Here is a 26880-nt window from a genome sequence, read left to right as displayed (position 1 = left end):
TGTTAGCAGTATTTTAACTATTCTATCTCTTGACATAACTCAATTAAAACACCGTTTGTTGTTTTAGGGTGTAAAAAAGCAACTAATTTATTGTCAGCTCCTTTTTTTGGTGTTTCATTTAATACAATAAAACCTTCGTTTTTTAATCTAGTTATTTCTGCATTGATATCTGCTACAGCAAATGCTATGTGATGAATTCCTTCTCCTTTTTTATCTATAAATTTAGCAATTGGGCTATCTTCTTTTGTTGCTTGTAACAACTCTACTTTATTGGGTCCTGTTTTAAAAAATGAAGTTTTAACACCTTCGGATTCAACTTCTTCTTCTTTGTAATGCTTTTCGCCAAAAAGTGATGCAAATAATTTATTTGAGACCTCTAAATCTTTAACTGCAATACCTATGTGCTCTATTTTATCCATAGGGTAAAAATAGTAAAAGCTATTTAACCATCATAACCAAAACCACTTTTGTCTTCAACCTCTAATTTTTCTATTTTTAGATAAACATTATTCATTAATAAGTTTTCTGAATTTAAATTTACTGCATTCAAAAACAAAGAATCTTTTTCTCTTAATAATAAAGTTATAGATTTATTAATAGATTTTACAGCATGATAACTTTTAGTTTCTTTGTTAATTAGTGCGGTAATTTCAGATTTATAATTATTTACATATAAACTTAATTCTGATACAGCATCTTTATAAAATGTACTTAAAGAGTTTTGACTAAAACCCCAATCTATTTTATAAATACCATACACAGGAATAGTTAATTTCTTATTCGTAACAGAACCATGTTTAGAATTAAAATCTACATCACCAGATATTGTTAGTTCTTTTAATTCCTCATTAAATGTAAATCCGGTAGTTTTATCTAATACAATTTCCATAATTTTTTATTTCAAAAATACATGTAGATTTTTGTATTTATCTAAGGAAAAACACCCATAAATAGCAGTATTTTAATCTTTTGCTATAATTTTAATATTATCTAATTCGTAAGTTCCATCAAAGTTTACATTGCCATTACCTTTGTATTTAAAAGCGATATATGCAGTGCCCGAATAATTAGATAAATCTATATATGTAGAATGTATCCAATTTTTAAAACCTTCTCCATCAGAAACAATTTTTGCAGGTAAAACGGTCCAATTTGCTGTACTAATATTATTAGAATCACCATTAAAATCCGTAGAAACTAAAACTTCTAATTCGCTACCATTGGCAAAACTATTTGATGTTTCAAAAGAAAGAAACTCCTCTAAAGTAGTATCTAAATCAACACCTTTGGTTATCAGCCAAGTTATTGTACTTGCATCAGAAGAATTAGCAGAACCTATTCTTGCGGCTTTACTTTGCGAATAAGTATCAGTGTAAGATCGCCAAGATTTTGTACCTTCTTCTCTATAATTTAACCAATCTGCTACTCTTATTTCTCCGAAGTTGTCTCAAAACCTTCTTCTAATAAAGTAATATTAAAATCTTGTTCGGTTTGCGTGGTACATCTTTCATTAGACATTAAAACATCTTCTGTAGAATTTAATACAAGTACTAAAAAATCGCCACTATAATCTTTAGAAACCAATGCGTTAATTGTTCCGCCACCAGTTGGTAGCGCATTATTTGCAAAGTTTGCAAAAGAACTTGTTTCTAAAACAAGATCTGCAAAACCTAATCTTTGGCAAGTTTGAATTTTTCTTTGAGTATCAAAATCTTCTGTAGGATCTACATAAGATTTACCTGCTAAATTTTCTCGGAAAAATTACATTATTTACAGAAACAAAAGTACCTATATCATAAGCACTTAATGCTGCTAAAGAAACTGCTTTAGGTACAATTATTTCTGCTTTTTCTGAACGAAAAAAATGACCATCTATTTGTTTAGAAGAAACACTTTCTATTTCGTTTTCATTTGTAATACTTAATTTACCACCTATTGTTATAATTCCGTCACCTGAATTTAATTCGCCAATAAATAAATCTTTTAACCGAATGTAAACCTCTCTACCCAAATTAAATTTATTGAAAGTATTGGTTAGGTTAACTGCTATTTTTATTCCGGCAGTAGGATTTTCTCGAGCATCTTGCATATAAAACTCTCTAAAATAATTCCCGTTTTCATCAGAAGAATTCACATAGCCTTTCACAACAATATCAGAAGTAATTTTTAATGGCTTGTTGCCAGAAATGTATAATTCTTTTAATGCTTTTATAGACTTCAATTCTAAGAGATTACTATCAATACTATCTAAAACTGCTGTAAGATTTTTGTTTTCTTCTTCACCTAAATTTTCTGGGACTGTATAATCGCTATCTGCTACACAAGTAATAAATAGCAAACTTGTAATAATTAATAAAGTTGTTAATGTATTTCTTTTCATTTTAAATATTTTTAGAAGCTGATGTTTAGGTTTAAAAAGTAAGTTGTACCTCTACCGTACCAATATTTATTACCAAACACCGGTTTTGCCAAACTTTTGTCTGCTTTTAATTCGTTGTAGTTTGCATTTCTACCTTGTTCAAAACCGCCAGATTTATATTCTTTATTTAATAAGTTATTAATGGTAGCAAATACACTTATGTAGTATTTTTTAATTTTATAAGATTTACCACCAACAATATTTACAACTTTATAACTATCAAATTTTTCTTGTTTTAATAATTCTCTAGCAATTTCTGTGTTATAATTAGAAAAACTTAAACCATCCGAATCTGTATAAAAATTGCTTGTTCTTGTTAACGGAGCAATGTCTACATATGTATTTGAAAAGAAATTGGTTGTGGCACCAACCCACCAATAATCTGGATCTCTATATTCGAAGCCTATAGAATAGGCGTTATGTGGGCCAGCTGCAATTTTATAATTTTTAAGATTTGATGTGTAATTTTTAGATCTTCCGTTTTCATCGAAAATACCAGTATTAGAAATATCTGATGTTAAATATAAATCTGGATTATTATTGTAAACAAAACTACCCACAGAGGCTGCTCCTTTTAATTTTAAAGTCGCTGTAATTTGTGCTTCTAATCCTAATTCTAAACCTAATTGTCTTTTTTCTATTCCTGATAAAATTTCTTGTACAAAAGCTGTGTTATCACCACCTAAACCATCTGCAAAATAGAACGAAATTTCTGTAGCGTCTTTTATGCTTGTATAATAACCTGTTAATCTTGCTGTAATTACAGGACTCCTTCTAATATAACTTATATCTGTAGTTAAAATTTTTTCACTTTGTAAATCATCAACTAAATTGTTATTTTCTCTAGAATTGGAAAAAGAATTTCTTAATGTTGGTGCTTGAGTTAAGTAACCAAAATTAGCATTGATTATATTTCGACCGTTTATTTTATAAGTAGCGCCGGATTTAAAACCATAATTCGTAAAATTTAGTTTTTCTGAATTGCCTAAAGAATTGTTTTCAAATCTTCCGTTTTTATAAAGCCCTTCTCTATAACTAGCAGAATTAGAAATTTTTAATGCAGCAAAAAAATCTAACTTATTATATTTAAACTGTGCTTGTAAAAAAGCATTTATAACTGTTGAGTTTAAGTTGAAATTGTATTTAAATTTTTCTCCTACACCAACAATTCTATCAGGATTTTGTAAATCGTTTTGCATTTGAGCTTTAGAAGCTGCAAAATTATTTACATCTAAATAACCATTTCCGCCTAACAAATCTATTACTTCTGCAAAGTTTTCAGATTTTAACTGTTTATATTCTAACTTAGAGTTGATGGAAAAATTATCATTTATTTCTAAATTATAAATACTATTTAACGTAATTAATTTGTCATCATTTCTATCTTCATATAGAACAAAAGCACTATTAGAGTAGGTGTTTGCTGTAGTTACATTTGCATCAAAAATAGTTCTCCAATTTATTTGGCCGTCATCTAAAAAATTTTCTTGAGCAGTATATGCTTCTGCCAAATTATTGGTTCGTAAAAAATAACTTGGTAATTTTTGATAATAAGACGGACTCGGGTTTGCACCACCATTAAAATCGATTCTGCTGTTTCCTATATTACCAAATTGATAAGAAATATTTGTTTGTAAAGACGCTTTTTCAGAAATAGTCCAAAAATGATTCAGCATTAAAATAGGTTCTGCAACTTCTTTAATTCTCGCATTCAATTTATTACCATTTAAAAAACCCCAATATTCGTTGTATGCAATACCTTTTAAATCAAAAACTTCTTGTGTATTTGGTGAGGATTTACCTCTTCTATTTGGTGTAAAAATTCCTGTAAAGTTTAAACTATGTACTTCATTAAATTTTTTTTCTATGGATGCAAAAGCTGAATACGCATTGTAAGAAGTACCCTCATTAAACCCTTCTTTACCTAATCTTCTACTTCCGAAAAAGTAAAAGACCAACCTTTTTTTGAAATCCCGTAGCTGTAAGTTGCCATTAATCTATGTACATAACTTCTATTAGAAGATGAATATGAAACTCTACTGCCGGGTCTTTGTAAAGACGCCCTAGCATCTATATTAGTTGCGCCTAAAATTCCGCCAAAAGTAAAATTAGAAGCGGTTAAACCGTTGGTAAACTCTTGATTTCTTAGCACATCATTCAATCCGCCCCAATTGCTCCATTGAGCTCTTCCGTCATAAATCTTATTCATTTCTATTCCGTTTATTAGAACTTTTCCGTTACCGTAATCTAAACCACGAACTCTAAAAAAAGATGAACTAAACTCAAATGCAGCAGTTCTTAAAAAAACATCTCTAGAAGATTGCAACAAACCCGCTATATTATCTGCAGAATTAGCATCATCATTTAACTCGTCATCTGTAATTGTAATAATACTTAAGTCTTCTTGTTCTATATCTAACTTATAAAGTATAATTTCACCAAGATTGATGTTAGTAGTATTTAAATCAATGGGGAAATTTTGAGTCTCGTAACCCAAAAAAGAGATTTGCAAAAGATGTTTTCCTTTGGGAATATTTTTTAGTATAAATACTCCATTTTCTGTAGTTTTAGTTTCAATATTTAATTTTTCAATTTTTATTGAAACATTTTCTAAAGGCTCTTTAGAATGGTGACTCATCACAATTCCTTCTAAAATATTTTGAGTAAAAATTTTAGTATAGCACAATAGAAATACAACTATTAAAATAATAGTTCTAATCATAAAGTTTTCTTTTTCAGTTTTATAGCGCACTAAATTTAGAGTTTTTTTTCTAAAAAAGAATACTAAATTCTATTTTTCTTTTATTTGAATCTAAATGTTTTATAGATTTGCTTAAAAAAATGCGAAATTATTTATGTCTTTTCTTACTCTTTATTCTTTGTACTTCTAATTCTTTTTCTCAGAAAAACAGCAAAAAATATGCTATAAGAACTATTGCTTTTTACAACTTAGAAAATTTATTTGACACGATTAATGATGTTTCTTTAAATGATGAAGCTAGCCCCATAATGGAATTAAAATTTAATCGATCTAAGGTTTATTGGGATAAAATAGACAAACTTTCGAGCACAATTTCAAAAATTGGTTTCGAAAAATCAAATACAAGTCCGGCAATAATTGGTGTTTCTGAAATAGAAAATTTAAATGTTTTAGAAGATTTAATTAATTCGAAACATTTAAAAGATAAAAACTATGGTATTGTGCATTACGATTCTCCAGATAAAAGAGGTATTGATGTAGCGTTATTATATCAAAAAAGATATTTTAAACCCATTTATCATGAATCATTCAACCCAAATATTTACAAAGAAAACAAGAAGATTTTACTAGAGATCAGTTACTAGTTTCGGGTTATTTAGATGACGAGCTAATACATGTTATTGTAAATCATTGGCCATCTAGAAGAGGCGGAGAATCTAAAAGCAGACCTTTAAGAGAAAAAGCAGCGTATCAGAATTTAAAAATTATCGAAAAAATAAGATCTGAAAATGAAAATGCTAAGATTTTAACTATGGGCGATTTTAATGATGACCCAATAAATTCTAGTTTCAAAAACGTTCTTAAAACTAAAAGTAGAAAAAAGAATGTGCTAGAAAAAGACATTTATAATCCGTATGAAGATTTATATCGAAGAGGCTTTAATACTTTGGCTTATAGAGATAAGTTAAATCTTTTTGATATGATTCTAATTTCATCTACTCTTTTAAACAAGGGCAAAAAAGATTTTTCTAGTTATAAAATGTTTAAAGCTATGATTTTTAACAAGCAATTTTTAAGTCATAAAAAAGGAAAGTTTAAAGGATATCCGTTTCGAAGTTTTTCTAACGGATCTTATACTGGCGGATATTCTGACCATTATCCTGTTTACATGTATTTGATAAAAGAAAAAAACTAAAATTTATTGTTTTAAAACAGAAAAACCCGAAACTAAAGAAGTTTCGGGTTTTTTTTGATAATAAATTATTGCCTTTTACAGCTATTAATTAATCTCTAGGAGATTTAAATTTATAGTGTAAGTATGTGTAAGCATCTCTAGGTATAATAGTAATCCACTTTTTATGTTTTAAATACCATTTAAAACGTATAGAATTTACGCCTTTTAATAAATAGGCAGCAATAAAAGGATGCAAGTGTAATTGAATCTTTTTATTCTTTGGATTAGAAATAAACTTTTCTAAATCTGCTTCTATCTTGTCTAATAAGACAATTGGCGCTTCTACATCTCCGTTTTTGTTTGGGTTGGCTTCGGTAGTTTTTATACTTAACTCTGGTCTTACCCTTTGTCTAGTAATTTGTACCAATCCAAATTTACTTGGAGGTAATATTTTGTGTTTTGTTCTATCTAAAGCCATTTGCTCTTTCAAGTGCTGGTACAGTTTGTTTCTGTTTTCAGCTTTATGCATATCTATAAAATCAACAACTATAATTCCGCCCATATCTCGCAATTGCAATTGACGGGCAATTTCTGTTGCAGAAATTAAATTTACTTCTAATGCAGTATCTTCTTGAGAGCCAGCTTTATTAGAACGGTTTCCGCTATTTACATCAATAACATGTAATGCTTCTGTGTGCTCTATAACTAAATAGGCACCTTTACTCATAGAAACTGTTTTACCAAACGATGTTTTTATTTGTCTTTCTATTCCATATTTTTCGAAAATAGGAGTTTCCGATCTGTGTAACTTCACTATTTTTTCTTTTTCTCGATAAATTTCTTGTAGATATTCTTTAATTTCTACTTTTAGAGTTTCATCATTTGTAACAATACTTGTAAAAGTTTCATTCATAACATCTCTTAATATAGAAGATGCTCTGTTTAACTCGCTTAAGATTTTAGTTGGTGTGTTTGTATTTGCTATACTTTTACACATTCTTTTCCAGCGATCTAATGAGTTTTGCAAATCTTTGTCTAGTTCTGCTACTTTTTTACCTTCGGCAACAGTTCTTAAAATAACACCAAACCCTTTTGGTTTAATGCTTTTTGCTAATCTTTTTAATCGTTCTTTTTCTTTTGGGTCTGCTATTTTTTGTGATACAGAAACTCTGTTAGAAAAAGGAACTAACACCAAAAACCTACCTGCTATAGACAACTCAGAACTTAATCTTGGTCCTTTTGTAGAAATTGGTTCTTTTACAATTTGTACTAACAGGTTTTGCCCTGTTTTAAGTACATCATTAATACTACCGTCTTTGTTAATGTCTTCCTCAAATCGGAAGTTTTTTAGAGTGAACTCTTTATACTTACCTGTGCTTACTTTCTTAATGAATGCATTTAATGAGTTTACTTGCGCTCCTAAATCATGATAATGTAAAAACCCATCTTTTGGGTAACCTACATTTACAAAAGAGGCATTTAAACCTGTTAATACTTTTCCTATTTTGGCTAAAAAAATATCGCCAACAGAAAATTTATTCCCAGTTGTTTCATTATTTAATTCAATAAGTTTTCCATCTCTTAATAAGGCAAAATCAATATCAGATGAATTCGAACGAATTATTAATTCTGTTTTCATGCTGAATTTGGTTTTAACACTGCACTTAATTGTGCAGATGGATTAATATTGTAAGGTATTTTTAATACCGTGAGAAAATTTACAGCCTTACACAGCTAATAAATTTTCTAATGTCAATGAACTTTTTGTTTGTTTGGTTGATTGTTTTTTTCGTCTAAATAATAAACGAAAAAGTAAGCATTCGCTTACTTTTTCTTGTGTCTATTTGCTCTAGCTCTTTTCTTTCTTTTGTGCGTAGAGATCTTAGCTCTCTTTCTTTTTTTACCACTTGGCATAATGTCTGTTGTTTTATAAACCTTTTTTTATTTAGGTTTAGATTAGTATTTTGTTATTTTACTACTACTTTACTTTTAACTCCTTCTGTAAAAGTTTTAGCTGGTTTAAAAGCTGGTATATTATGTGCAGGAATCTTAATAGTTGTATTCTTAGAAATATTTCTACCAGTCTTTTCTGCTCTTGTTTTGATAATAAAGCTACCAAAACCTCTTAAATAAACGTTATCGCCATTTTCTAATGCACCTTTAACTTCAGTCATAAATGCTTCCACAGTTGCCAAAACATCTGTTTTTTCAATTCCTGATTTATCTGAAATTTTCGATACGATATCTGCTTTCGTCATGTCTCTATTTTTACTATATTTTTATTAATTTACTTTCAAAAATGCGGATGCAAATATATGATAATTAATCAATTCCAAAAAGATAAAGACTTAAATTTATGTGAATTTTAAAATGTAATATTGCAAATCTATTTTTTATTCATGAAATTTTATAACACATTAATATACTGGTACTTACAAAACAACAGAGAATTGCCTTGGCGCAAAACTAAGAATCCATATTTTATTTGGCTAAGCGAAATCATGCTACAGCAAACAAGAGTTGCGCAAGGTTTGTCTTATTATATGAAATTTACAAGCAGTTTTCCAACAGTTTTTGATCTTGCAAATGCAGACGAAAGTACCGTTTTAAAAATGTGGCAAGGTTTGGGTTATTACTCTAGAGCAAGAAATTTACATTATTCTGCAAAAGTTATTGCAAATGAATTAAACGGCGAATTTCCTTCTACTTATAAAGAGATCATAAAACTAAAAGGAATTGGAGATTATACAGCATCTGCAATTGCTTCTATTTGCTTTAATGAACCCGCAGCGGTTGTAGATGGTAATGTTTATAGAGTACTTTCTAGATATTACGGCATTAATACACCAATAAATTCAACAAAAGGAATTAAAGAATTTAAAATTTTAGCACAATCTTTAATAGACACAAAGCAACCAGGTACTTTTAACCAAGCAATAATGGATTTTGGTGCGTTGCACTGCAAACCTCAAAATCCGTTATGTGATTCTTGCCCTTTAGCAGACAGTTGTATCGCTTTAGAAAAAAACTTACTAAAGAACTACCTGTTAAAGAGAAGAAAATTAAAATTAAAAAAGGTTTTTTAACTTTATAGTTATTAAAACCCAAGACAACAAAACAATTATCGAAGAAAGAAAAGGCAAAGGTATTTGGCAAGGTTTGTATCAATTTCCTTTAATTGAAAGTAATAAAAACCTAAATAAAGAAGATTTAATAGCTACTGATGATTTTAAAAATCTTTTTCCTGACGAAACCACGATATCATTATTTAATCAAAAAGAAATTGTACATAAACTTTCTCATCAGCATTTATATACACAATTCGGATTGTAGAAACCAACAAACATAAAAACGCAACCACACTTTGGCAAAATATTCAAGATTTTCCTGTACCTATATTAATTGCTAATTTTTTAGAGGTATTCGACGTTAAAAAGTAATTGATATTTTTAGTACATTTGATTAGTTAAACAATATTATTATGGCAGCAGGTACAATAAATAAAGTTATACTTATTGGTAATTTAGGTGACGATGTTAAAATGCATTATTTTGATGACAAAAATAGTGTTGGTCGCTTTCCTATTGCAACATCAGAAAGTTATACAAATAAACAAACCGGAGAAAAAGTAACCAATACAGATTGGCATAATATTGTTGTAAGAAATAAGTTAGCAGAAATTTGCGAAAAATACTTATCTAAAGGAGATAAGGTTTATGTAGAAGGAAAACTTAAAAACAGGCAATGGGAACAAGATGGCGTAAAACGCTACTCTACAGAGGTTCTTGTTTCTGAAATGACGATGTTATCATCTAAGAAAAATTCAGAAAGCAACACAATGGCTGCACAACAAAATACACCTAAGCCAATTGCTCAAGAAGAAGAAAATGACGATTTACCATTTTAATTACTAATTAATAACACATAATTTTGGATCCAGATCCCAATCATATATTTATATTTTTAGCATCAATAGACCTTTTTACAACTTTAAATAGCATTGCTTTAATTGCATTACTTATTAGTTCTGCTTTAATTTCGGGCTCTGAAATTGCATTTTTTTCACTTTCTCAAACAGATTTAAACGAACTTTCTAATAATGGTAAAGAAGAAAACATAGTAGTTACATTATTAGAAAAACCAAGAAAGTTATTAGCAACAATTTTAATAACCAATAATTTTATAAATATTTTAATTGTTTTATTGTTTGCTTCTTTAGCAGAAACACTTTTTGGCAGTTTTAACTTTACTTTAAACCTTTACTTATTTACAGTTTCTATTCGTTTTTTACTAGAAATTATTTTAGTAACCTTTTTAATTTTACTTTTTGGTGAAGTTTTACCAAAAGTTTATGCATCTAGAAATGCTTTAGGCTTTTCTAGGAAAATGTCTAAATTTATTAAGTCTGTTAGCTTTTTACTTACACCTTTTAGTATGCCTTTAATTGCTATTACAAAATGGGTAGAGAAAAAATTTGGTAGCAAAGCAAGTAATTTTTCTGTAGAAACACTTTCGCAGGCTTTAGAATTAACATCACAAGGTGCAACTAGTAAAGACGAACAAAAGATTTTAGAAGGAATTGTAAACTTTGGTAATACAGAAACGGTTCAGATAATGAAACCAAGAATCGATATTTTTGCAATTTCTGATGATGAGTCTTACGAAGAAGTTTTAAATAAGATTTTGGTAAATGGTTATTCTAGAAACCCTGTTTATAAAGAAAGTATAGACAATATTATTGGTGTTTTATACGCTAAAGACTTGCTAGCACATTTAAATAAGAAATCATTTAAATGGCAAAATCTACTAAGAGAACCTTTTTTTGTGCCGGAAAATAAAAAGTTAGACGATTTACTTAGCGATTTTAGAGCAAAGAAAAATCATTTAGCCATTGTTGTAGATGAGTACGGTGGCACAAGTGGTTTAGTAACTTTAGAAGATGTTATAGAAGAAATTGTTGGCGATATTAATGATGAATTTGATGATGATGATTTATCATATTCTAAAATAGACGATAATAATTACATTTTCGAAGGCAAAACTTCTATAAAAGATTTTTGCAAAGTTTTAGATGATGAAGACGAAGAAATTTTTGAAGAAGAGAAAGGAGAAAGTGAAACCTTGGCTGGTTTTATTTTAGAGATTTCGCGCAAGTTTCCTAAAAAAGGAGAAAAAATAATTTTTAAAAATTATACGTTTACCATAGAAGCGCTCGATAAAAAAAGAATTAAACAAGTAAAAGCTACAAGAAATGCGTAATATTTTATTATTACTTTTTATAACAACTTTTCTTTCTTGTAAAGAAGATGTGTTGCCAAAACCTAAAGCTTATCTTAGTCTAAAATACCCAAAAAAAGAGTATAAAACTTTAGATCTTAAAAGACCATATACCTTTAACGTTTTAAAACACGCTAAAATAATTAACGAAAAAAACAATTGGATAACTATTAAATATCCGAAGTTAAAAGCATCAATAGACATCACATATAGACCTGTTAATAATAACATACAAGAACTATTAACAGAAGCAGAAAAACTAGTCTTTAAGCACACTACAAAAGCAGAACAAATTATACCTAAAGACTTTTTAAACGACACAAAAAAAGTATACGGTAGCATGTACGAAATTACTGGTAATGCTGCTTCTAACATACAGTTTCATGTTACAGATAGTACAAAAAACTTCTTAAAAGGTTCTTTATATTTTTACGCAAAACCAAACTATGATTCTATTTTGCCTGCAGTAGATTATGTAAAAGAAGATATTTTACACTTAATAGAAACTTTAGAGTGGCAAAATTAAATTTCAAGTAAATTTACCTAATTTATAAAACAGCTATAACAACGCTAATTTTCTAATAGATTTTTTCGGTTATTTGACAAACTAACCAAACTTATCTATCATGAAAATTAATTTATCAAAAATTTTTGGTGCTTTATTACTGATTTTCTTATTCAATTCTTGCAAAGAAAAAGTTTCTAATACTGTTTTTCCGTAATATGTTTTAAAAATTACGCAAGCAAAAAACACAAATGCACCTGCATTGCAATCTTTTACACATGCCGAATCTTTAGATCGTAAAGAGTGGCTTTTGTTTGCAGGTAGAACAAATTCTTTAGATTCTTTAAACGGCGGAATTCATAATTTAAACGGAAACTATGCTGGTTCTTCTTTTACAAAATCTTCTTACAACGATGTTATTTATGTTTATAATCCAGCAAAAGATGAAGTTTCTGGTAGTTTAACACTTACAGATTTCATTTCTGTAATTGAAAACAAATACAACACAATTAGAGATGGTGTTCCTGCACAATCAAATCCACTTTATCAATTATTACAAACAGTAAAAGAAAACTCAACCATCTTTAAAAACTCAAATGCCTTGGTTAAACAAGATGGAAATTACTTATACACACTTGGCGGTTATGGACCTGCAGATTTTTCTGATCTTAAAAAAGGTTTTACAACCTACAATCATGTTGCCAAAATAAATGTTAGTAATCTAATAAAACTAGTAAAAGAAAAAACATTAAGCGAAAATGAGTGGGCAGATTTACTAAGAGTTGGTAAAAATGATACATTAGTTAGTACAGGTGGCGAATTGTATATTCTCGATGATGTTCTATACCTTTCTTTAGGTCATAGTTTTGGAAATAGTGCACCAAAATTTTCTGAAGGTCAAAAATATGTAGATGCAGTTTATCCTTTCACTTTAACTAATAATAGTGAAAACGTAGCTACTTTAGACGTTAAGGTAAAAGAACCAATATCAGATATTAGTGATCCAACAAGTAATGCTTCAGATAATATTTCAGTTTTTAGAAGAAGAGACGGACCAATTTTACCATCACTATATAAAAATCCTGATAGTAATTCAATAGAAAAAAGCATTGCTATTTATGCCGGAGTTTTTAAACCAGGAGAAACTTTAGAAGCATGGAATGATGCAATTTATGTGCATCCTAATTGGGCAAATAATAACAGTAAATTATACACATACGATACTACTTACAATCAAAAAAACTTTAATGTTTATTCTTGTCCGAGTGTAGTTTTATTTGATACCAATAACAATTATTTACAGTCTTTTTTAATTGGCGGAATTGGTGATGGCAAACGCGCTCCGAAACATCATTTATCCGGATTTACAAATTCTAGTGTTCAGATTTCTATGGATATTAGCAGTTTACCCTTAAAAAGCACTCCAAAAACGCTTGACTATAATGTTTTTACAGACCAAGATGAAAATTCGGCTCCATTTTATGGCGCAGAAGCAATTATGTTTCCTAATAGAGAAATAACTTACAGTAAATATTCTGATGAAATTATAGACGTTGCAAAGAGTTTTTCTTCGGATAAAAAAACAATTAAAGTTGGCTATATATTTGGCGGAATAGAAGCTTTTGAATCGAATCCAGGAACTTATGGTGCAAATAAATCGCAAGCATCTAACAAAATCTGGAAAGTAGAAATCACAAAAAACAGTATTTAAAAACGAAAAAAAGGTAGCTTAATTAAGCTACCTTTTTTTAAATTACTTCCATTTTTTGCAACAAGAAAGAGGCATTCATATTTTTACATATTCCGTCTTTTAAAGTATAATCAAAATGCAACTCATTATTTACTATTTCTGCATCAAAGTAATAGTTTTTTATATCTTTAAATTCATTTTCTAATGCGCATAAACTTACATCATGCGTTGCAATTATTCCTGTAGATTTAGATTTCGATAATTTTTCTACAAACTTTTTAGATCCAATTGCCTTGTCTTTACTATTCGTTCCTTTTAAAATTTCGTCTAAAATGATAAAATAATCTTCGTTTTCAATTTGATCTACTATAAATTTTAATCGCTTTAATTCAGAATAAAAATAAGACTCATCTTCTGTTAAAGAATCTGTGGTACGCATACTAGTAATAAGCTTAATTGGTGCATATTTATAACTTTTAGCACAAACAGGTAAACCACAATTTGCCATAACAATACTTAAAGAAACAGTTCTTAAAAAAGTACTTTTACCAGCCATATTTGCACCAGTAACAATAAAAAATGCTTCTTTTTTTATTGAAAAATCATTGTCAACCCTTTTTGAAGCATTTAACAAAGGATGCCCTAAATTTTCACCATCGATTACATTCTGATGAGAAACTATTTTTGGAAAAACAAAGTTAGGTTTGTTAAAAGTAAAATTGGCTAAAGAATTTTTAGCATCAAAAAAAGCAACCACTTCAAACCATTTTTCAACAACATGTTTATAGTTAGAAATCCATTTTTCTACTTTGCATGCATTGTAAATTTCAGTTAAAAACAAACCGTTACCTACAACAGCAATTAAAATATTATTTCTTTGATCGAACGTATCTAAAATTCTTGCAAATTCTTTAAATATTTTTGATGCTTTTTTTGATTCAGAATTAATAATCGTTTGTTTTTCTACTAATATTTCTGAATCAAATTTTTCATTTTCTATCTCATTTAATAAAACATGATATTGCTTAAAGGTTTCTCTAACTTTATCGGTTTCAGAATATAAATTACTAGTTTTTTTAAAAACCTACCTGTTATAAAAAGACCTATAAAAAACCAAAATATTAAATAAGAAAAGGGTAAAAATCCGAATGAAATTAAACCAATAAGTGCTATAGAAATCAAAGAAAATACTACCTGAACTTTCGATAAAACCTTAGGAAATACACTTTTATAATTAGAAAACCACGATACTATAAAATTTGAATTTGTTTTAACAGAAACTAAACTTGCCAAAGCAGCAAAATTCTGTCTCCAAATAGCTTTTTCAGACAATTCTTTAATTGCTTTCTGTTTACTTTCTATAAAAGTTGTTACATTTTCTGATAATAACTTTGCTAAAAAACGTTTACCATCTATTGTTTTGGTTCTGTTTATATTCTGAAAAAAGAACCTTTACCAAACAAATCGATGTCGTTACTATAAAAATGTGTAGGATTTATAAATTCCTCACCTGTTTCTAAATGAAAAAACTCCCCATTCGCTACACTAATTTCATCTTTATTTATAGCTATTTTAGCATTTATAATTGCTCTTTTTCGTTGTAAGTCTATGTGTTTAACTACTAAAAAGCTAAATAAAACTGCACCTAAAAACCCAACAATAAAAACATCTCGGATAAGCGCCCAAAGTTAGATATATTAAAAGGCAAGTTCCTATAAAAACAGTAAATCTAAAAACACTTAAGTTGATAGATTTTCTTTTTAAACTAGCTGCTTCGTTTTCTAATTCCTTTTTTGTATTTGTATAAAAATCTAGTACTTTACTCATTAAAAATATTTATTTGTAAGAAGAAATTCCGCCAGTTAAACTTAAAACTTCTAAATCTGGATACTCTTTTTTTAATCTTTTAGTAGCTCTATAACTGTTTAAACCACGCTGACAAACCATAACATACGTTTTATTTTTATCAACCTTAATTTCTGATGCTTTAAATTTATTAATATGAATCGTTTGCTGCACTTTAAACGGTAATTTTAGATTATTTAAAACTGCAATAATTTCTAAATTCTCATCGCCCAATCTATTTTTTAATTGTTCTGATGTTATTTGCCAATCTAAATTACGCCGTAACAAGCGGCATCAACATACGTTTGAACCTTAAATAGTTTCGTGATTTTATCTTTTAAAACTGATGTTTTTAGCTTCATTTTTAATTGTGTGTTTTGCAACGAATTGTAAATTAACAATTCATTTATTAACGGATTTCCTATGCCAGTTATCAATTTTAAAACCTCATTAACTTGTGCAATCGCAATAATACCAACAATAGCATTTAAGGTACCTGCTTCTTCACAATTAGGTATATCTGTTGCCATTTTAGGAAAAGCATCTCTTAAATTGGCAGAACAACTACCGTCTTTTTGCTGTACATTAAACGTAGCCACATAACCATCAAACTTATATAAAGAACCATAAACCAAAGGCTTACTTTTAATTACACAAGCATCGTTTATTAAATATTTGGTAGGTAAAGAATCTGTACCATCAATAACAACATCTACGTTTTCTATCAGTTCTAAAACGTTATTTTTTGTAATTGGTTTGTTTGTAAAACTTACCTCTGTAAATGGCGCTCTTTTTTTATAAATTCTGATAAAACTGCTGCTTTTGATTTTCCTAAATCTTCTAAACTATAAAAAACTTGACGATGTAAATTTGTAACATCAACGGTGTCAAAATCAATTAAATGCATTTTTCCAATTCCGCTTGATGCTAAATACACCGCAATCGGACTTCCTAAACCACCGCAACCAACTACTAAAACAGAAGCTTTTTGCAATTTTTCTTGCCCAATTTCACCAATTTCTGCTAAAGTAATTTGACGTTTAAAAAGTTGATTTTTCTCTATTTTCATTTATGAACTAATCTCTTCTTTAGCTGCTCTATATTCTTCTGGTGTATTTACATTTCTAATGAAATCATCATCAATTTCTACAATTTCAACATCAGAATTAATTAACATTTTTCTAGGACAAGAATATCCTTGCGCCAAATATTGTAATAATAATGGATATGCTTTTGGCTCGTAAATAGTAATTAATGGCTCGGAAAATCTTTATTTTTCCCTTTAATTGCCGTGGCAACTTTAGACGGATTTCTACGTTCTAAAACTAATTTTATAATACTTTCATCTACAAAAGGAAGATCTGTTGCTAAAACAAACCAAGCAGAATTTGGATCTTTCTGAAAAGCAGAACAAATTCCGCCAAAAGGACCTAAATCGATAAATTTATCTGCTATCTCACTTTCATTTTCTGCTTTTTGTACAGAATAAAAAGTCTCTAAATTATTAATTTCTAAAAGTGTTTTTGCCACTTCTTTTTGAGGTTTTCCAAAATAATTGAGTTCAGATTTATCTTTACCCATTCTTGTACTTTTACCGCCAACTAAAACCAACCCTTTTATTGGTGCAATTTTCTCTTGAATTAAATTGTTTATGTGATTAGAAATTGCATCGATTTCATCAATCAAATAACATATTTTATTTTTAATATTTGGGTATTTTTCAACTAAAAAGTCAAAAAATTCGGTCTCAGAATTCAGTTTTATAATAAACTGTATATTATCTAATTGCGACAACCTTTTTAATACAGAAGCTTCTTTAGCTTCGTCTAAAATTAAAATTTGTTTGGCTCCTTGGTAATGATTTCCGTTGATAAAAACATAATCAAATTGGGCAAAATCTAATCTTTGTTGATATTTATTTAAGTTTCCGGTAGTTGTAATTTGCAGGTTTCCTTGATGATGAAAGACATATTCTGACAATTTATTTCCTTCTACATTCTTCGCGTGAGAAGCATCAAAATAGGCCAATTTATAACTTGGTAGCTTTCTTGATACTTGATGCACTAAATCTGAAATTACGCTACAATTTGCACCTAAAATAGAAATTTCATTAGGCGCATGGTTATCGTTATCTCTTCTTTCTAAATTTGTATGTTTGCTATGCTTTTTCATTTTTAATATCAGATTTTCCGCCTGTTTTTTCTAACAATTTCACTTCTTTAATTACCATTTTCTGACTGATGCTTTTACACATATCATAAATAGTTAAACACGTAATATTTGCGCCGGTCAAAGCCTCCATTTCGACACCTGTTTTACCTGTAATTGTCACCTTACACAACACTTCTATATTTTCTGAATCTACAATTTCAATATCTACATCGACTCCGTTAATTAGCAAAGGGTGACACATTGGAATTAAATCAGAAGTCTTCTTTACACCCTGAATTCCTGCAATAATTGCAGTTTGAAAAACGGGTCCTTTTTTAGTAACTAACTCATCATTTGTAAAATTCGCAATTACTTCTTTTCCTAAAAACATAGTTGCTTTAGCAATAGCTGTTCTTTTGGTAATTTTCTTATCAGAAACATTTACCATTTTAGGATTTCCTTTTTTGTTGATGTGGGTAAAATTGCTCAATATAATAGTTTTAAATGTTGAGTGCTTAGTTTTTAGTTAGATTCTGTTGAGATGTTTTAACTATAGAAGTTAAAATTCTAATCAATTCATCAATATCCAAAATTAATGAATTCACATTTAGTTTTGTTAATTCACTTTCATTTAATAATCGTAACCAGTATTTAGTTTCTCTTGCTTCTTTTGATGAAATTGACATTTTAGCTGTAAAATCTCTTTTACTTTGACCTGCAAGTGCTTCTTCTATATTTGCACCAATTGAAGTTCCACTTCTTAAAATTTGATTTTAAATTACAAATTCCTTCTCTTTTTGCAGCATTTTATAGAGTGATATTATTTTTAATGAAAACTGAAAACTCTTTTTCTGAACAATACTTTCTTTCATAGCCTTAATTTAACTGATCACTCAAAACTAAACATTAAAAACTATAATTAGCGATATCTTATAATTGGATAATTTTCTCCGGTTTTGAATTCAGTTTTATCGTGTGGTAATTGAATAAAAGCATCTGCATTAACCAAACTTGCTAAATCTCCGGAGCCATTTCCTTTTACCGGAAAAGCTACTAAGTGTCCAAATTTACTTTTTAATTTTACTTGTAAAAAAACTCTAAATTGGGTTTAAATGATACATTTTCACCTAAAATTGCAGTTTCTTCTTCTATTTCTAATCCTGTAGATTTATAATACCAAGGATAAAAATACGCCAAACAATTTACAAATGTTGAGATGGGATTTCCAGGAAACCCAAAGATATTACATTCATTAGTTTTTCCATAGAAAAAAGGTTTTCCCGGTCTTTGCGCTACTTTATGAAACAATTTTTCAACACCCAATTCCTCAAAAACTTCGGCAAAAAATCGTATTTACCTTTGCTAACTGCACCACTAAAAAGTAATACATCATAATCTTTTAAAAAACCTTTTATTTTTTGCTTTAAAATGGGTTTATCATCTGTAATATGAGCCGTATCGGAAGAAATTTTTAATTTTTCTAACAAAGAAACCAACGTAAAAACATTACTTCTTCTAATTTGATGTTTTAACGGAATTTCATTTACGCCAACCAATTCATCTCCCGTAGAAACAATCATAACTTTAGGTTGTTTTGCAACTTTTACTGTTGATTTACCAACCGTTGCTAAAACACCAATTTCTGCCGCTGAAATTATTTTATTTTCTGATATTAAAACATCATCAACCTTTCTATCTTTTCCTTTTGCATGCACATTCTGACAATCATTTATTTTATTAATATTGATTGTTGCAATTCCGTTTTTAAGCGTAACATCTTCATAACGAATTACTGTATTTGCATTGTTTGGCAAAATAGCGCCAGTCATAACTTCAATACAATTTTCTTCGTTTTGAAGCGTCATTTGTTCAATTCCCGCAGCTTGTATTCCTTCTACTTTAAAATCTCTTTGTCCGTTTTTAAATGCGTTATAATCGATACAAATTCCATCCATAGAAACTCTATTAAATGGCGGAAAGTCTCTATCTGCAAGAATATTTTCTTTTAAAATTCTACCCACAGATTTTAGAAACGGAACTTCTTCTACTCCGAAGTTATAGGCTGAATTTAAAATTATATCCTTTGCATCTTTAACTGAAATCATACGTTTAATTTATCTAGAATATTTTTTAATTCAACATTTCTGTTATTCACAACAAAACAATATTCATCACCCTTTTTGGTAGTTATTTTGATTCCATTATCTCTTAACTTGAAGGTTTTTCTTTTTGTAACAGAAACTATGTCATTATAATCAATATTTGTCTGTCCTTTTTGGATATTTAAAGAATGGCTTTTAAAAATCAATCTTTGATTCGTTAAAAATATTTTACCTCCAACTCCTTCAAATCCTCTAAATAAGTTTGCAAAAATTTCATCTTCAATATTTTCATTATCAAGCAAATCAGGGATAATATTGTTAATTTTATTTCCAAACATTTTATTCATTACCCAAGGAAACAAGAGAACAAACAAAATTCCAAATAACAGACCTTGAATAATTGCACTAGTTATACTTAGGCTATCGTTTAAGAAATAAATTGATGTACCATATGCAAGAGAAGTTAAAAATATCCCGAAAACCTTCTGTTTCCAGGTCAAATCTAGCTTAAATTCTTTTTTAGAATATTGTTTTTTGTGACTAATATTATTTTCCATAATTATTTTTTTATCTTAATAAATTAGGATATGCAATTATATATAATGAGTTAAAAAATTAACCATTACCCACCAATTGTGCTCATACTTTCAGAAGCACCACCGTTTTTTCTATTTGCTTCTGCAATAAAACCATTTTCTGGTTTGTCTTTTACTAATCTTAAGAAAAGTTCTTTTAAATCTTCATTCGATGCTCCTTTTCTAATAAAATCTCTTAAATTAAAAACGCCATCATCAAACAAGCAGTTTTTAAAAGTTCCGGTACTTGTAATTCTAATTCTATTACAATCGTTACAAATAGTTCTTGTAAATGCAGGTATAATTCCGAAAGTTCCTAAGTGGTTTTCTACTTTATAATTTCTAGAGGTTGATGATTTCTCGGACTGAATTTCATCCACAGAAAACTCGGTTTTAACTTCATTTAAAATTTTAGTAAACGTCCAGTTTTCTTGCATATCTCTTTGCCCTTTTCCGTTAAAAGGCATTTCTTCTATAAAACGAACTGCAACATTTTTGTCTTTGGTTAATCTTACAAAATCTACAATTTCATCAGTATTAAAACCAGATTGTACAACCACATTTAGTTTTAAATTTAAACTGCTTTTTTCTAGTAAATCAAAAGTTTTATAAACTTCAGGAAAAACGTCTCTTCTAGTAATTTTGGCAAACTTATCTCTTTGCAGACTATCGATACTTAAATTGATATTCTTTACTTTTTTAAGTTTTTCAATTTTATCAATATGTTGTGAAATTAATGCACCATTTGTTGTAATATTTATGGCATCTAGCAGATCGTTATAAGACAACATTTCTAAAAACCCAACAAAATCTTTACGCACAAAAGGTTCGCCACCAGTTAAACGCACTTTGTTAACGCCTAATTCTGTTAAAACGCGAATTAAACGATACATTTCTTTAAAAGTTAATAGCTCTTGTCTTGGCACAATGTCTATACCATGAGCAGGCATACAATATTGACAACGTAAATTACAACGGTCGGTTACTGCTAACCGAACATATTCCATTTGTCGCCCAAAATTGTCTACAAGTTTACTCATTAAAAGATTTTAAATCTGGTTGTAAAATTTGTTGTTTTGCTTCTTTTGATGTAAAAATATTACCAGAATAAAACGAAGTAATAATTTCTTTAAAATTAGTTTTTAATTTTGAGAATTCCTTTATAAAATCTTGAAAATCGTAGGCATTAGAATTCTGAATGTACTTGTGCATAATTTCTATAGAAGCATAAGTAACTGTTGCATTGTATTTTCCGTCTGCATTATATTTATCTGCAAAAGCTTTTAATTGTTCACTGTATTTTTTAAAAGCAATTTCTTTACCATATTTTGTAATATAAATCCAAGCTAATCGCAAATGTGCCTCGTGCGTAAACCATAAAGGTTTAAAAGTATTATTGGTAAACTTTGTTTCAAATTCTGTGTCAGAAATTTTCCAATGACGTTCCATTAATTTGGTAGTTTTTTACTTAGCATACCATAAATTAAGGTACCTAATAAAGCGCCAACTAATAAGATTAATGCAGGCATCAATTTAAACCCAAGAATAACAAAAATTGGGGCTGCACAAGCACCGAAATACCCCAACCTAAACCAAAAAATGTTCCTCCTAAAATTGTTCTTACAAAACCTTTTTTCTTTGGTTTTGGCACTATTTTATTACCGTTTATATCTTTAATTTTTCCGCTTTTAAATAACTGCATAAAAATTGCAGAAATTAATACAGCACCGCCAATAATACCATACATATGAAAAGATTGAAACTTAAACATTTCATAAAAACGAAACCAAGAGATTGCTTGAGTCTTACTTAAAACAATTGCAAAAAAGATTCCTAATATTAAAAATTTGATGTTTTTCATTTAATTATATTTTTATAACTTTTGATTTGCTTCTTGACTGAACACAAAAAGACAAATTGAATTTTATTTATTGGTGATGTATCTACTAAAACAATAAAGGTATTATAACCCAAGTTGCTATTATTCCGCCAATAAAAAAGCCAATAACCGCTAATAAAGAAGGCAATTGTAGGCTACTTAAACCTGTAATTGCGTGGCCGAAGTACATCCGCCAGCATATCGCGTACCAAAACCTACAAATACACCGAGAAATTAATAATATTAAAAAACCTTTTAGAGAAAAAACAGCAGCATCACCAAAAATTTCATCAGGAAAATATTGATTGCCAATATTAGAAAAACCAAGCTCACTTAACTCGTTTACAGTTTTCGGGTTTAAATCTATTGTTTGATTTGGTGTTAAAAAATATGCTGAAATAAAACCACCAATAATTAAACCAACTACAAATAGCAATGCAAAATCTCTATCTTTCCAATCTTTTTTAAAATAATCAGAAAATTTATCTGCACCAACCATTGTACATAAGGTTTCAAAATTAGTAGAAGCCCCAAAGTTTTGACCGAAATAAAAATACAAAAGCAACGAAATTGCAATTAACGGCCCGCCAACATACCAAGCCCAAGGTTGTAAAATAATATCCATAATTAATCTATTTTTATTTATTCTATATTTTATCCAAAGAGATAAAAACAAATAAACTCTTATTAAATTTTATTGTTTAAATAATTTATAATTTGTTCTGTTGCACCAAGGTTGTCTTTTATATACCTCTTATTGATAACACCAGTTAAATTTCTAAAGCTTTGATCTTCTTTTAATTTTAACAAAGATTCTGTGAATTCTTTCTGATTATTTATTGACAAACAACCACCTATTTTGACCAAGTCTACTGCTTCTTTAAATTTGTCGTATTTATTTCCAATAACTACAGGAATTCCAAAAGTTGCAGGTTCTAAAATATTATGCAAGCCAGTTTTTAAACCTCCGCCAACATAAGCAACGTTTGCATTAGCGTAAATTTTAGTTAAAATACCAATTGTATCGATAATAAAAACTTGATATTCTGAAAGATTTTTATCTGATCTATTAGAAAATAATACTGTTTTTTTATTGATTGATTTTTGCAATTCTAAAACTGCATCTGCTTTAATATTGTGTGGTGCAATGATAAAATTCTCATCTTCTTCTGCATTATTGTTAATATAATTTACCAATAAGTTTTCATCTTCTTGCCAAGTACTTCCTGCAACAATTGTATATTTTCCATTTTTAAATTCAGTTATAAAATCTAAGGAATTATCTTGTTCTAAAATTTTTGAAACTCTATCAAAACGTGTATCACCAGCAACGGTTACATTGTTAAAGTCAATTGAATTTAGTAATTTTTTAGATTCTTGATTTTGCACAAAAAAATGATGAAAAGCCTTTAAAGACTCTCTCATAAAACCTCCGTAACTTTTAAAAAATAATTGTTTTTCTCTTAAAATACCAGAAACTAAAATTGTAGAAATTTCTTTTGATTTTAACTCATTTAGAATATTTGGCCAAAATTCATACTTTATAAAAATTGCCATTTTTGGGTTTACAATTTCTATAAACTTTTTAGCATTAGACTTTGTATCTAAAGGAAGGTAACAAACAACATCTGCCAGCTTATAATTTTTTCTTATTTCATAACCCGACGGTGAAAAAAAGTGACTAATATTTTGTAATTATTATTACCTTTTTTTAACTCTTCTATAATAGGTCTAGCTTGTTCAAACTCGCCTAATGAAGCTGCATGAAACCAAATTGTTTGTTTATTCTTTAGAACTTCAATTTTAGAAAAGGTTTCTTTTCTTCCATTTATAAAAAGCTTAATTTTTTTATTAAAAAGACCAATTATTGGCAGTAAAATAGTTGCTTTAAAAAGTGCTAAATTGTATAGAAATTTCATGAGCGTAAAAGTACAAAATACAAACAAGTTCATTAACAACCGTAAGCACAAAAAAAGCTCAAACAAATTAATGTTTGAGCTTTTATACTTTTTGAAAACTTAAATCTTAAGCTTCAAATGGAGTTACAGATACGTAAGATCTGTTATCTCTTTTCTTTTGAAATTCTACAATTCCATCAACCTTTGCATGTAAAGTATGATCTTTACCCATGTAAACGTTTTCTCCTGGATTGTGCGTAGTACCTCTTTGACGAACAATAATGTTACCTGCAATTGCAGCTTGTCCTCCAAATATTTTTACTCCTAGTCGTTTCGATTCTGATTCTCTACCATTCTTCGAACTACCTACACCTTTTTTATGTGCCATGTTATTGAGTTTTTATAGGTTAAAGTTAAACTATAAGGATTTATTTTTCAATACCTCCGTCTAATCTATCTTGTAATTCTTTTAATTCATCCCATTTACCTTCTGCAGCTAAACCAGCTTGTTTTGGCCAAGTATCAGTCACAATGTGAGATAATCTTGAACTTGCTTCAGATAAAATTTCACTTAATTTAGATGCTTCAGTTTTAGCTACTTTTGCAAAAGTATCTAAACCTGCGTTTACTAAAGCTTCAGCAGCTTTAGGTCCTGCACCTTCAATTTTCTTTAAGTCATCTCCTTTAGAAGATTTCTTTGGAGCAGCTTTTTTAGCTTCTGACTTTGGAGTAGCCGCTTTTTTAGTTGCAGCTTTCTTAGTTGCTTTTTTAGCACTGAAGCAGCAATAGATTCAATTTGAATCTCTGTTAAAGCTTGTCTATGTCCATTTTTCTTTTGGTAACCTTTTCTTCTTTTCTTCTTGAAAACGATTACTTTATCACCTTTTAAGTGACTTAAAATTTTGGCCGTTACTGCGGCTCCTTCTATAGCTGGGGCGCCAATCGATACACTTCCATTGTCATCAAGTAAAAGAACGTTATCAAAACTTACTTCTGATCCTTCTTCTCCTTGTAAACGGTGAACGTATACTTTTTGGTCTTTTGCTACTTTAAACTGCTGCCCTGCTATCTCTACGATTGCGTACATACTATTTGTTTTGCGTATTTATACTTATTATACACTTTCTCTATAGAAAATGCGGATGCAAATATACATATTTTTTGCAACTCTACAACATTGCTTTAAAAAAATAAACTATTTAATAATCAAGCAAATAAACACAGTTTGCTCTTTATATTTTATAAGATTCTCACTATTTTTGAAAATAACTTACAAAAAAAGTTAATTTGTTGTAACAAAGATAATTTATCTGCGTCATACAAAGCATCAACTATTAATTAAATAAAAAATAAATGAAAAAAAGTATTTTATCTCTTGCTTCAGCATTGTTGATTGCATTTTCTGCAAACGCACAAAAGGTTGAGTTTGAAGAGTACAAGTTAGACAACGGACTACATGTAATACTGCATCAAGACAAATCTGCCCCAGTAATTATTACTTCTGTAATGTATGGTGTTGGTGGTAAAGATGGTGACAGAAAAAGAACAGGTTTTGCACATTTCTTTGAACACTTATTATTTGAAGGAACTAAAAACATAAAAAAAGGAGAATGGTTTAAAATTGTTTCTTCTAACGGAGGAAGAAATAATGCAAATACGTCTCAAGATAGAACTTACTATTATGAAATTTTTCCTTCTAATAAATTAGAATTAGGTTTATGGATGGAATCTGAACGTTTATTGCATCCAATTATCAAACAAGAAGGTGTAGATATTCAGAATGAAGTTGTAAAAGAAGAAAAAAGACAACGTACAAGACCTTATTCTAATCTTTTACCGAAAATATCTAAAAACATCTTTAAAGTGCATCCTTATAAAGATCCAAATGTTGGGTATATGGATCATTTAGATGCTGCTACCTTAGAAGAGTTTTTAGCTTTTAACAAAAAATACTATGTACCAAACAATGCAACTTTAGTAGTTGCTGGTGATATGGATATTGCTGCTACTAAAAAAATGATTGAAGATTATTTTGGGCCAATTCCAAGAGGTGAAGAAGTAGTAAGAACTTTCCCAAAAGAAGAACCTATTACAAAAGAGTTTAAAGCTAAAGCTTATGACGAGAATATTCAAATTCCTGCAATTGTAGCAGCTTATAGAACTCCTTCTTTTAAAACAAGAGATTCTAAGGTTTTAGATATGATTTCTACATATTTAAGCGGTGGAAAAAGTTCTGTCTTATACAAGAAAATTGTAGATAAAAAGAAAATGGCTTTAGCAGTACAAGCTGCAAATGTTTCTCAGCAAGATTATGGTGTGTACGCACTTTTTGGTATTCCTTTAGGAAAAACTCCTTTAATGGATTTAATCAAAGAAATTGATGAAGAAATTTTAAAAATTCAAACAGATTTAATTTCTGAAAAAGATTACCAAAAAATTCAAAATCAATTTGAAAACAATTACGTAAACTCAAATTCTAGTGTGGTAGGTATTGCAAATTCTTTGGCTAGATACCACGTAATGTACGGTGATACTAATTTAATAAATTCTGAAATAGATATTTATAGATCTATTACTCGTGAAGAAATTAGAGAAGTTGCAAAAAAATATTTAAACAAGAATCAAAGATTAATCTTAGAGTACTTACCTAAGAAAAAATAATTA

The 26880-nt window shown here is 28.9% G+C and carries 24 protein-coding genes and 9 pseudogenes; 7 read left to right on the top strand and 26 right to left on the bottom strand.

What is annotated here, in order from left to right; genetic code table 11:
* Window positions 1-17 precede the first annotated feature (17 nt).
* From mce to ACZ1HD_RS01345, 7 genes and pseudogenes are all read right to left on the bottom strand, one after another.
* A complete protein-coding gene (gene mce, locus ACZ1HD_RS01375; RefSeq protein ID WP_472688427.1) occupies window positions 18-419 on the bottom strand; it encodes a methylmalonyl-CoA epimerase in 402 nt (133 codons plus the stop codon).
* A 23-nt stretch (window positions 420-442) separates the two neighbouring features.
* The gene (locus tag ACZ1HD_RS01370; protein WP_472688426.1) at window positions 443-889 is read right to left on the bottom strand and encodes a hypothetical protein; all 447 of its coding nucleotides are present in this window, start codon (window positions 887-889) and stop codon (window positions 443-445) included.
* Between the two features lie 72 nt (window positions 890-961).
* Entirely contained in the window at window positions 962-1432 is a 471-nt protein-coding gene (locus ACZ1HD_RS01365; RefSeq protein ID WP_472689428.1) for a choice-of-anchor J domain-containing protein, read from the bottom strand.
* Window positions 1429-1698, bottom strand: a pseudogene (locus tag ACZ1HD_RS01360) (DUF5689 domain-containing protein); the annotation flags it as partial. The pseudogene ACZ1HD_RS01360 and the gene ACZ1HD_RS01365, both read right to left, overlap by 4 nt.
* 37 nt (window positions 1699-1735) lie before the next feature.
* Window positions 1736-2380: a DUF5689 domain-containing protein gene (locus ACZ1HD_RS01355; RefSeq protein ID WP_472688425.1), complete on the bottom strand. Its 645-nt coding sequence runs from the start codon at window positions 2378-2380 to the stop codon at window positions 1736-1738.
* Between the two features lie 11 nt (window positions 2381-2391).
* Complete coding sequence (locus ACZ1HD_RS01350) at window positions 2392-4377, bottom strand: TonB-dependent receptor (protein WP_472688424.1); 1986 nt, start codon at window positions 4375-4377, stop codon at window positions 2392-2394.
* Window positions 4344-5171 (bottom strand): carboxypeptidase-like regulatory domain-containing protein, encoded by an 828-nt coding sequence (locus tag ACZ1HD_RS01345; RefSeq protein WP_472688423.1) that lies wholly within the window; start codon window positions 5169-5171, stop codon window positions 4344-4346. The genes ACZ1HD_RS01350 and ACZ1HD_RS01345 overlap by 34 nt, the downstream gene beginning before the upstream one ends.
* A gap of 89 nt (window positions 5172-5260) precedes the next feature.
* Here ACZ1HD_RS01345 and ACZ1HD_RS01340 point away from each other — a divergent pair.
* Window positions 5261-6315, top strand: a pseudogene (locus tag ACZ1HD_RS01340) (endonuclease/exonuclease/phosphatase family protein).
* Window positions 6316-6403: 88 nt separating this feature from the next.
* On the opposite strand, the gene ACZ1HD_RS01335 reads toward ACZ1HD_RS01340, so the two are convergent.
* Complete coding sequence (locus tag ACZ1HD_RS01335) at window positions 6404-7933, bottom strand: Rne/Rng family ribonuclease (protein WP_472688422.1); 1530 nt, start codon at window positions 7931-7933, stop codon at window positions 6404-6406.
* Window positions 7934-8261: 328 nt separating this feature from the next.
* Window positions 8262-8552: an HU family DNA-binding protein gene (locus ACZ1HD_RS01330; RefSeq protein ID WP_077810882.1), complete on the bottom strand. Its 291-nt coding sequence runs from the start codon at window positions 8550-8552 to the stop codon at window positions 8262-8264.
* Between the two features lie 141 nt (window positions 8553-8693).
* On the opposite strand from ACZ1HD_RS01330, the pseudogene mutY reads away from it, so the two are divergent.
* The 5 genes and pseudogenes from mutY to ACZ1HD_RS01305 all read left to right on the top strand — a co-directional run bounded on the left by mutY (window position 8694) and on the right by ACZ1HD_RS01305 (window position 13787).
* Window positions 8694-9734 (top strand): annotated as a pseudogene (gene mutY / locus ACZ1HD_RS01325) (A/G-specific adenine glycosylase).
* Between the two features lie 41 nt (window positions 9735-9775).
* Window positions 9776-10201, top strand: a complete 426-nt coding sequence (locus ACZ1HD_RS01320) for a single-stranded DNA-binding protein (RefSeq protein ID WP_472688421.1) — start codon at window positions 9776-9778, stop codon at window positions 10199-10201.
* A 23-nt stretch (window positions 10202-10224) separates the two neighbouring features.
* Complete coding sequence (gldE, locus tag ACZ1HD_RS01315) at window positions 10225-11553, top strand: gliding motility-associated protein GldE (RefSeq protein ID WP_472688420.1); 1329 nt, start codon at window positions 10225-10227, stop codon at window positions 11551-11553.
* Complete coding sequence (gene gldD, locus ACZ1HD_RS01310; protein WP_340931520.1) at window positions 11546-12097, top strand: gliding motility lipoprotein GldD; 552 nt, start codon at window positions 11546-11548, stop codon at window positions 12095-12097. Before gldE ends, gldD begins: the two co-directional genes overlap by 8 nt.
* A gap of 241 nt (window positions 12098-12338) precedes the next feature.
* Window positions 12339-13787 carry a hypothetical protein gene (locus ACZ1HD_RS01305; RefSeq protein ID WP_472688419.1) on the top strand — a complete coding sequence of 483 codons (1449 nt, stop codon included), beginning with the start codon at window positions 12339-12341 and terminating at the stop codon, window positions 13785-13787.
* Between the two features lie 37 nt (window positions 13788-13824).
* Here ACZ1HD_RS01305 and ACZ1HD_RS01300 read toward each other — a convergent pair whose 3' ends face one another.
* The 17 genes and pseudogenes from ACZ1HD_RS01300 to rplU form a co-directional block, all read right to left on the bottom strand.
* Window positions 13825-14607 carry a MutS-related protein gene (locus tag ACZ1HD_RS01300; protein ID WP_472688418.1) on the bottom strand — a complete coding sequence of 261 codons (783 nt, stop codon included), beginning with the start codon at window positions 14605-14607 and terminating at the stop codon, window positions 13825-13827.
* 788 nt (window positions 14608-15395) lie between these two features.
* Window positions 15396-15593, bottom strand: a complete 198-nt coding sequence (locus tag ACZ1HD_RS01295; RefSeq protein WP_472688417.1) for a hypothetical protein — start codon at window positions 15591-15593, stop codon at window positions 15396-15398.
* A 9-nt stretch (window positions 15594-15602) separates the two neighbouring features.
* Window positions 15603-15899 (bottom strand): rhodanese-like domain-containing protein, encoded by a 297-nt coding sequence (locus ACZ1HD_RS01290; RefSeq protein WP_472688416.1) that lies wholly within the window; start codon window positions 15897-15899, stop codon window positions 15603-15605.
* A pseudogene (locus ACZ1HD_RS01285) lies at window positions 15881-16680 on the bottom strand (HesA/MoeB/ThiF family protein). Before ACZ1HD_RS01285 ends, ACZ1HD_RS01290 begins: the two are co-directional and overlap by 19 nt.
* A gap of 182 nt (window positions 16681-16862) precedes the next feature.
* Entirely contained in the window at window positions 16863-17783 is a 921-nt protein-coding gene (locus tag ACZ1HD_RS01280) for an NTP transferase domain-containing protein (protein WP_472688415.1), read from the bottom strand.
* Window positions 17770-18252: a cyclic pyranopterin monophosphate synthase MoaC gene (moaC, locus tag ACZ1HD_RS01275; protein WP_340931527.1), complete on the bottom strand. Its 483-nt coding sequence runs from the start codon at window positions 18250-18252 to the stop codon at window positions 17770-17772. Before moaC ends, ACZ1HD_RS01280 begins: the two co-directional genes overlap by 14 nt.
* A gap of 25 nt (window positions 18253-18277) precedes the next feature.
* Window positions 18278-18496: a four helix bundle protein gene (locus ACZ1HD_RS01270; RefSeq protein ID WP_472689427.1), complete on the bottom strand. Its 219-nt coding sequence runs from the start codon at window positions 18494-18496 to the stop codon at window positions 18278-18280.
* Window positions 18497-18681: 185 nt separating this feature from the next.
* A pseudogene (locus ACZ1HD_RS01265) lies at window positions 18682-18801 on the bottom strand (hypothetical protein); the annotation flags it as partial.
* Window positions 18802-19054: 253 nt separating this feature from the next.
* Entirely contained in the window at window positions 19055-19867 is an 813-nt protein-coding gene (locus ACZ1HD_RS01260) for a molybdopterin molybdotransferase MoeA (protein WP_472688414.1), read from the bottom strand.
* Window positions 19864-20421 (bottom strand): GRAM domain-containing protein, encoded by a 558-nt coding sequence (locus ACZ1HD_RS01255; RefSeq protein ID WP_472688413.1) that lies wholly within the window; start codon window positions 20419-20421, stop codon window positions 19864-19866. The genes ACZ1HD_RS01260 and ACZ1HD_RS01255 overlap by 4 nt, the downstream gene beginning before the upstream one ends.
* Before the next feature lie 65 nt (window positions 20422-20486).
* Window positions 20487-21479 carry a GTP 3',8-cyclase MoaA gene (gene moaA, locus ACZ1HD_RS01250; RefSeq protein ID WP_472688412.1) on the bottom strand — a complete coding sequence of 331 codons (993 nt, stop codon included), beginning with the start codon at window positions 21477-21479 and terminating at the stop codon, window positions 20487-20489.
* Window positions 21472-21888 carry a hypothetical protein gene (locus tag ACZ1HD_RS01245; RefSeq protein WP_472688411.1) on the bottom strand — a complete coding sequence of 139 codons (417 nt, stop codon included), beginning with the start codon at window positions 21886-21888 and terminating at the stop codon, window positions 21472-21474. The genes moaA and ACZ1HD_RS01245 overlap by 8 nt, the downstream gene beginning before the upstream one ends.
* A pseudogene (locus tag ACZ1HD_RS01240) lies at window positions 21888-22300 on the bottom strand (DUF6691 family protein). The gene ACZ1HD_RS01245 and the pseudogene ACZ1HD_RS01240 overlap by 1 nt, the downstream one beginning before the upstream one ends.
* 85 nt (window positions 22301-22385) lie before the next feature.
* A pseudogene (locus tag ACZ1HD_RS01235) lies at window positions 22386-22943 on the bottom strand (YeeE/YedE family protein).
* A 62-nt stretch (window positions 22944-23005) separates the two neighbouring features.
* Window positions 23006-24237: pseudogene (locus ACZ1HD_RS01230) on the bottom strand (3-deoxy-D-manno-octulosonic acid transferase).
* A 106-nt stretch (window positions 24238-24343) separates the two neighbouring features.
* Window positions 24344-24604 (bottom strand): 50S ribosomal protein L27, encoded by a 261-nt coding sequence (gene rpmA, locus ACZ1HD_RS01225; RefSeq protein WP_015481656.1) that lies wholly within the window; start codon window positions 24602-24604, stop codon window positions 24344-24346.
* A 40-nt stretch (window positions 24605-24644) separates the two neighbouring features.
* Window positions 24645-25303, bottom strand: a pseudogene (rplU, locus tag ACZ1HD_RS01220) (50S ribosomal protein L21).
* 266 nt (window positions 25304-25569) lie between these two features.
* Between rplU and ACZ1HD_RS01215 the strand changes: the two are divergent.
* Window positions 25570-26877, top strand: coding sequence for a M16 family metallopeptidase (locus ACZ1HD_RS01215; RefSeq protein ID WP_472688410.1), 1308 nt, complete (start codon window positions 25570-25572; stop codon window positions 26875-26877).
* Window positions 26878-26880: the final 3 nt, after the last annotated feature.

Source organism: Polaribacter sp. HA6-7 (assembly GCF_055693625.1).
The sequence above is the reverse complement of the archived record's forward strand: the minus strand, read 5'-3'. Positions and strand labels throughout refer to the sequence as shown.

Bases quoted from the DNA above. Each gene is read 5' to 3' on its own strand.
- ACZ1HD_RS01260 (WP_472688414.1), bottom strand. From the start codon at position 19,867: ATGATTTCAGTTAAAGATGCAAAGGATATAATTTTAAATTCAGCCTAT.
- ACZ1HD_RS01280 (WP_472688415.1), bottom strand. From the start codon at position 17,783: ATGAAAAAGCATAGCAAACATACAAATTTAGAAAGAAGAGATAACGAT.
- ACZ1HD_RS01355 (WP_472688425.1), bottom strand. From the start codon at position 2,380: ATGAAAAGAAATACATTAACAACTTTATTAATTATTACAAGTTTGCTA.
- ACZ1HD_RS01245 (WP_472688411.1), bottom strand. From the start codon at position 21,888: ATGGAACGTCATTGGAAAATTTCTGACACAGAATTTGAAACAAAGTTT.
- ACZ1HD_RS01335 (WP_472688422.1), bottom strand. From the start codon at position 7,933: ATGAAAACAGAATTAATAATTCGTTCGAATTCATCTGATATTGATTTT.
- moaA (WP_472688412.1), bottom strand. From the start codon at position 21,479: ATGAGTAAACTTGTAGACAATTTTGGGCGACAAATGGAATATGTTCGG.
- ACZ1HD_RS01320 (WP_472688421.1), top strand. From the start codon at position 9,776: ATGGCAGCAGGTACAATAAATAAAGTTATACTTATTGGTAATTTAGGT.
- ACZ1HD_RS01215 (WP_472688410.1), top strand. From the start codon at position 25,570: ATGAAAAAAAGTATTTTATCTCTTGCTTCAGCATTGTTGATTGCATTT.
- ACZ1HD_RS01330 (WP_077810882.1), bottom strand. From the start codon at position 8,552: ATGACGAAAGCAGATATCGTATCGAAAATTTCAGATAAATCAGGAATT.
- rpmA (WP_015481656.1), bottom strand. From the start codon at position 24,604: ATGGCACATAAAAAAGGTGTAGGTAGTTCGAAGAATGGTAGAGAATCA.
- mce (WP_472688427.1), bottom strand. From the start codon at position 419: ATGGATAAAATAGAGCACATAGGTATTGCAGTTAAAGATTTAGAGGTC.
- ACZ1HD_RS01255 (WP_472688413.1), bottom strand. From the start codon at position 20,421: ATGGAAAATAATATTAGTCACAAAAAACAATATTCTAAAAAAGAATTT.
- ACZ1HD_RS01370 (WP_472688426.1), bottom strand. From the start codon at position 889: ATGGAAATTGTATTAGATAAAACTACCGGATTTACATTTAATGAGGAA.
- gldD (WP_340931520.1), top strand. From the start codon at position 11,546: ATGCGTAATATTTTATTATTACTTTTTATAACAACTTTTCTTTCTTGT.
- ACZ1HD_RS01295 (WP_472688417.1), bottom strand. From the start codon at position 15,593: ATGAGTAAAGTACTAGATTTTTATACAAATACAAAAAAGGAATTAGAA.